The organism is Mannheimia sp. E30BD (genome assembly GCF_041807785.1).
GTDB lineage: Bacteria > Pseudomonadota > Gammaproteobacteria > Enterobacterales > Pasteurellaceae > Mannheimia.
Map to the genome: position 1 here is coordinate 40,284 of NZ_JBGTYX010000016.1, position 6,539 is coordinate 46,822.

General features: G+C 44.1%; 5 protein-coding genes. 1 reads left to right on the forward strand and 4 read right to left on the reverse strand.

What is annotated here, in order from left to right; translation table 11 throughout:
- The first annotated feature begins 28 nt into the window (after positions 1–28).
- Positions 29–1,561: a YifB family Mg chelatase-like AAA ATPase gene (locus ACERCG_RS09150; RefSeq protein ID WP_373611726.1), complete on the forward strand. Its 1,533-nt coding sequence runs from the start codon at positions 29–31 to the stop codon at positions 1,559–1,561.
- Between the two features lie 63 nt (positions 1,562–1,624).
- Here the strand turns inward: ACERCG_RS09150 and menH are convergent, their stop codons facing one another.
- The 4 genes from menH to ACERCG_RS09170 all read right to left on the reverse strand — a co-directional run bounded on the left by menH (position 1,625) and on the right by ACERCG_RS09170 (position 6,316).
- The gene (gene menH, locus ACERCG_RS09155) at positions 1,625–2,431 is read right to left on the reverse strand and encodes a 2-succinyl-6-hydroxy-2,4-cyclohexadiene-1-carboxylate synthase (RefSeq protein WP_373611732.1); all 807 of its coding nucleotides are present in this window, start codon (positions 2,429–2,431) and stop codon (positions 1,625–1,627) included.
- Positions 2,432–2,522: 91 nt separating this feature from the next.
- Positions 2,523–4,229 carry a 2-succinyl-5-enolpyruvyl-6-hydroxy-3-cyclohexene-1-carboxylic-acid synthase gene (gene menD / locus ACERCG_RS09160; RefSeq protein ID WP_373611728.1) on the reverse strand — a complete coding sequence of 569 codons (1,707 nt, stop codon included), beginning with the start codon at positions 4,227–4,229 and terminating at the stop codon, positions 2,523–2,525.
- Positions 4,230–4,409: 180 nt separating this feature from the next.
- A complete protein-coding gene (dctM, locus tag ACERCG_RS09165; RefSeq protein WP_006251472.1) occupies positions 4,410–5,693 on the reverse strand; it encodes a C4-dicarboxylate TRAP transporter large permease protein DctM in 1,284 nt (427 codons plus the stop codon).
- Positions 5,693–6,316: a TRAP transporter small permease gene (locus ACERCG_RS09170; RefSeq protein WP_373611730.1), complete on the reverse strand. Its 624-nt coding sequence runs from the start codon at positions 6,314–6,316 to the stop codon at positions 5,693–5,695. Before ACERCG_RS09170 ends, dctM begins: the two co-directional genes overlap by 1 nt.
- Positions 6,317–6,539: the final 223 nt, after the last annotated feature.

Genomic DNA, 6,539 nt, shown 5'->3' on the forward strand with positions numbered 1-6,539 from the left:
CGTCATTGATTTCTTATTTTCCAACATAATGACATTAGCCATAGTTTACAGCCGAGCTTCCATTGGCGTTGAAGCGCCATTGGTGACGATTGAAGTTCATATCAGCAACGGTCAGCCTAAATTAACTATTGTCGGCTTGCCCGAAGCCACCGTGAAAGAAGCGGGCGATCGTGTACGAAGTGCATTGATTAATGCCAATTTTATCTACCCACCGCAGCGGATTACGATCAACCTTGCCCCAGCCGATTTACCCAAAGAAGGCGGACGTTTTGATTTACCGATTGCCATCGGCATTCTAGCGGCTTCAGGGCAGATTGATTCGGATTTATTAAAGCAGTTTGAGTTTTTAGGCGAGCTGGCACTCACAGGGCATTTACGAGGAGTACACGGCACAATTCCTGCCGTGATTTCAGCCGAAAAATCGAAACGCCAAATGATATTGGCTCAGCAAAATGCGAATGAGGCGGCGTTAGTTTCAAATGCTACCACCTATTTTGCGCAGTCGTTGCTTGATGTGGTGAATATGCTCAATAAGCGAGATAAATTACCTATTTGTCAGCAAGTTTTGCAAAATTCGGTAGAAAATCGACCGCTTGTAAGCCGAGACTTAACCGATATTATTGGGCAACAGCATGCCAAGCGAGCCTTAACCATTGCCGCAGCAGGGCAGCATAATTTGCTTTTTCTCGGCCCGCCCGGCACAGGGAAAACAATGCTTGCTAGCCGTTTGGCGGATTTATTGCCTGAAATGTCGGATATAGAAGCGATTGAAACTGCTTCTGTTACTAGTCTTGTGCAGAATGAATTAAACTTCCAGAATTGGAAACAACGTCCGTTTCGTTCGCCTCATCATAGTGCGTCAATGGTGGCGTTGGTGGGCGGTGGTTCGATCCCAAAACCAGGGGAAATTTCCCTTGCTCATAACGGTGTGCTTTTCTTAGATGAACTGCCAGAGTTTGAGCGAAAGGTGTTAGATGCACTCCGTCAACCGCTTGAGGCAGGCGAAATTATTATTTCCAGAGCCAATGCTAAAGTGCAATTCCCAGCTCGTTTTCAGTTAATTGCAGCGATGAATCCAAGCCCGACGGGGCATTATCAAGGTACGCACAATCGCACCTCTCCCCAACAAGTAATGCGGTATTTAAACCGTTTGTCAGGGCCGTTTTTAGACCGATTTGATCTCTCCATTGAAGTGCCACTTTTACCGCAAGGGGCATTACAAAGCGGCTCGGAAAATCGAGGTGAAACCACCGAGCAAGTTCGCAAGCGGGTGTTTTTGGCCAGAAAAATGCAATTTGAGCGAGCAGGCAAAATTAATGCACAACTTACCACACGAGAAATTGAGCGAGATTGCGGGCTATCAGAACAAGACGCATTGTTTTTAGAAAATGCTTTAACTAAATTAGGCTTATCGGTTCGAGCTTATCACCGAATTTTAAAGGTTTCTCGGACTATTGCGGACTTGGCTGGTGAGGAGAACATTAAGCAAATCCATTTAGCCGAAGCCTTAGGTTATCGAGCAATGGATAGATTGTTGCAGAGGTTGCAGGGGGAGAGTTAGCTGGTTTAAATACTCTCTTCCTTGTGGGAGCCGATTGTAGGGGCGTGCTGAGCAAGCCCTAAATCAACATATTATAGATATTGTAATGGGCGTACGCAGTACGCCCCTACCATCTATAAACGCAAGCAACTTCCTCACAAAATCCTCTGCATTCCCTCTATGTGCATTATGCCCTTCATTTTCAATAATCTGCATTGGAAATTGATGTTGCTCTACCATTTGGCGGAATTTTTTATCCTTTTCCCCGATGAAAAAGACGATGTTTTTATCTGTCTGCCTTAATTGTTCTGCATAATTAGGTTGCTTGGCAAGGCTAGTGGCTTCCAGCATTTGGGCGATTCGCTTGCCTTGATTATGCTTTCTATTATCAATATAGCGAGAGCGTTCAATATCACTTAAATCGGCAAAAACAGCTTGTTGATACCAATCTTCTAGCACTTTTTCAATCGGCTCTTGGCGAAAACGATTTGCCCATTGGCAATCATTTTGCCAGCGAGTTTGGCGTTCAGTTTCTGAGGTAAGTCCAATGTTTGCCCCTTCTAATATTGTACCAAGCAGATTTGGATTATGGCTATTAAGCACATAATCAAGCGCAGCACGCCCACCTAAAGAGTAGCCCACTAAATAGAAAGGCTGTGAGCCAACCATATTTTCTAAAGTTGTGTGAAGCTGCATTCGTAGCTCGGCAAAATCGGTACAGGTAATGTGTTCGCTTTGTCCGTGAAAAGGGAGGTCGATAGTAAGCGGTCGAATTTTGGGGAAATTTTGCAAATGTTGCAGAACGGCTTGCCAGTCTTGTTGCGAACCAAGCAGCCCGTGTAAGAAAACAACAGGAGTGCCTTGTTCTGCGTGCCATTGATGTGAAAGCATATTTTTAATAAAAGCTGTAGGAACAGACCCTGTGTCTGCCCGAATATGATAATGGGCGGGCACAGGACCCGCCCCTACGGATCACAAAATATTAGGCAATTTCCGCCTGTGAAATTTGTTTCAGCAACGATTTATACATATTGCTGCCGTCGTGTTCATTTACTTTGATTTCCACAATGGTAACACCTTTACGAGCATAGGCGTGTTTGAGTTTGGTTTTTAGATCTGCCCAAGTAAACGGGCGGATATATTCAAGCCCGAACATTGTGGCGACTTGAGCAAATTCAAAGTTGTGGGCAAGGCGGTAATATTGATCTTTCGCTTTGCTATCAACAGGCAACATATCAAACAACGCACCACCGCTGTTATTTACCACGAATAAAATAGTCGGTTGGGTAATTTTGGTTAATAAGGCGATGGAGTTTAAATCGTGCAGAGCGGAAATATCGCCTACTACCCCGACGGTTGGTCTGTCGCTGCCTTTCGCAACGCCTGCCATTGTGGCAATTAAGCCATCAATGCCACTTGCCCCACGATTAGTGTAAACCGGGTAGCCTTCAGGCAATTTGCATAAGGCATCAACTAAACGCACAAATAAACTATTGCCGATGAATAGATTACCATTAATTGCTAAAATATCTTGAATATTATGTGCAAGTGATGCCTCACTTAAACTTCCACCCACTTGCTGCTCAATAAAGGTCGCACAGAATTGTGAAAGTGCTAAGGGTTCAAGCAACCACGGCTTTTGGCGAAGTGGTGGGTGAACACGCAAGAAGTGGTGTGCTTTAGCAACAAAACGAGTTTGATGATGTGCGTTCGGGTTAATGTAATCTTGCGACTCATCAACCAGCCAAAATTCGCCTTGATAGGCTTTTAAGAACTCATTCACTCGTTTGCTGACAATTTGTGTGCCGAATTGAATGATGATATCGGCTTGCAATAAACGTTGTTTCACGGTTTCGTTAGAGAGCCAAATATCCGCATACGGTAGGCTTGCTTCAATGCAAGATTGCACATCGCTTAATAAGCACCAGCCCATTGTTTCCGCCCAGTTCTTTAAGCCTGTGCCTTGCTCTGGCGGTAATTTGCCTACCACAATAACACCACGTTTGGTTCGCCAGTAATCCCAATTTTCGTGCATCGAGACTTCACTTTGAATTGCCTGTTGGTCAATCCATTTGGTTTGGGAATTATTCAACCAACCTTGAATTGGGCGTAACCAAGGGGTATTCAGAATTTCGTTAATGTCAGCTTCATAAAGCGGCTCTTCAAAAGGGGCATTAATGTGCAACACGCCTCCTTGTTGAGCTTGAGTAGTGCAAGCCTGTTCAATGGTTGAAACTAACCAGCTTGCATTATAAGCCTCGTTTGCTTTTGGTAAGTTTATGCTCGCAACAGGATAATTTGCAAAAATGCCTTGTTGAGTAATGGCTTGGTTTGCACCACAACCAATTAATTCTGTTGGGCGATCTGCAGAAAGAATAATCAGGTTTTGATGGCTAAGGCTTGCCTCAATTACCGCAGGGTAAAGATTAGCAACCGCTGTGCCGGAGGTAACAATCACCGCAACAGGGCTATTAGTTGCTTTGGCAATGCCTAACGCATAAAAGCCTAAACCACGCTCATCAAAGTGGGTGTGGCATTCTGCATATTGGGTTTGCTGAAGTTGTACTGCCTCAAGGGTTAATGGGGTGGAACGAGAACCCGGTGCGATACAAAAATGCTTTACGCCATAACGCATTAACGCACTTAAAATCACTTTTGCCCAAGTGCGATTAAAAGAACTTACACTCATATTCTTCTCTACTCATTAATAATTCGATAAATAGCCCAAATTGTAGCAAAAAGTTAAATTATTTTGGTAAGTTTTTAGCAAAATAGGTTATTTTTAATAAAATTACCGCCCAATGCTGATGAGTAGCATTGGGCGGTAATCATAGATTTGTAAAAAATTTACAAAAAATAACCGCTTGTATTAATTAATTCCAATCCAATTCGGTAACGCCATCGAGATAGCCGGAATGTAGGTGATTAACACCAAGAAGCCTAATAGCAGTAATAGCCACGGCATTGCGGCTTTAATTACATCAGACAGTGGCATTTTCGATACCGCAGAGGCAACGAATAAGTTCAAGCCGATTGGTGGGGTGATCAAGCCGATTTCCATATTCACCACCATAATAATCCCTAAGTGGATTGGGTCAATGCCGAGTTGTACCGCAATCGGGAATAAAATTGGGGCAAGGATTAAGATAATCGCAGACGGCTCCATAAATGCCCCCGCAATTAATAGCACGATGTTTACCACTAATAGGAATGTCCACGGCTGTAAATTCCATTCAACCACTGTATTAGTGATGAGCTGTGGAATTTGTTCGGTCGTCAGAACGTGGGCGAATAACATTGCATTGGCAATGATAAACATCAACATTACGCTTAATTTGGCGGATTCCAGCAAGACTTTCGGGCAATCACGCAGTTTGACATCTTTATAGATAAAGACAGCCACAAACCACGAGTAAACCGCTGCTACCGCTGCAGCTTCGGTTGGGGTGAAGATGCCGCTGTAAATACCGCCTAAGATAATCACCATCAGCAATAAGCCCCAAATCGCTTTACGGGCGGCGGTAAACCACTCTTTTACCGTTGCACGAGGCTGTGCCGGTAAGTTTTTAATACGAGCGACAACGTAGATAGCAATCATCAATACCAAGCCAAGCATTAAGCCCGGCACAACCCCTGCCATAAATAATTTACCGACTGAGGTTTCAGTTGAAGCGGCATATACCACCATTACTACCGATGGCGGAATTAAGATACCAAGTGTACCTGCATTACAGATAATCCCCGTACCAAAACCGACCGGATAGCCTGAACGCACCATTCCTGCAATGGCAATCGAACCTACTGCTGCTACCGTTGCGGGGCTTGAGCCTGAAAGAGCAGCGAATAGCATACAAGACATTACCGCCGCAATAGCTAAACCACCACGAATATGACCGACGGTTGCATTGGCGAAATCAATTAAGCGTTTTGCTACACCGCCAGTTGTCATAAACGCACCTGCAAGCAAGAAGAATGGGATTGCAAGGAGTGTATAGTGTTCTGAGGTTTCAAATAGTTTGATGGCTAAAGAGCTGACAGAATCTTGGCTGAAAAACATAATAGTAACAGCACCAGCTAAACCGAGTGAAATCGCAATCGGTACGCCAAGAAACATTAAGATAAATAACAAGCTAAATAGCACTAAAATTATCATTATTCTTCTCCTTGTGCGAGTTTCATTGCGTCTTCACTTTCATCGGCTAAGCTTAAGCCCACTTGTTTGCCCTGTAAAATACGCACTAAAATTTCAATAAAACGGATACCGATTAAAGCAAAACCGACAGGCATAATTAAACCAACGTGCCACTGTTTGAGGTGGAATTGATGTAAATCTTCTGCTCCAATATCTGCCACATACATCGCTGAAATCCACTCATAGCTGGCAGAGGCAATTAAGAAGGCATAGGCTAAGCAGGCGGCAATCGCAATCAATCCTACGACTTTTTGGGCGTTGCGTGAGAGTTTTTTCACCAATACATCGACTCCGATATGCCCTGCGGTACGCACCCCATAAGACGCACCAAAGAAGATAAGCCAGCCAAAGCAGACTTTGGTTAAAGCCACGCTCCAAGTCATTTCTTGAGCCATTTCCATAATCCATTCGCCTAACGGCTCAGCAAAACTCGCGGTAAACGGCACAGCTTCGGCTAAATCAAAGAAGACATTATAAAGGTTGTTAAACATCACATAAGTGAAGGTAACAAGCGTCATTACCATTAGCAAAATGGCGATAAAACACTCCTCAAAACGCTCCCAGAACCATTTTAAAGAAGACATTTTGCACTCCATAAAAATGTGGTATCGATGTTTTCTCGTAGGGGCGAGTCTTGTGCCCGCCCTAATACATCGTAGATATTCGGGCAGACACAGGGCTCGTCCCTTGTATATCTCAAATGAGTTAAACTAAGCAACACAACCCGTTATCGGCATCTCGTCTCGTCCCTTGAAAGCACTTCGTTGTGTAGCTTAGAGAGCCGATAACTTTCATCACAAAAACCGA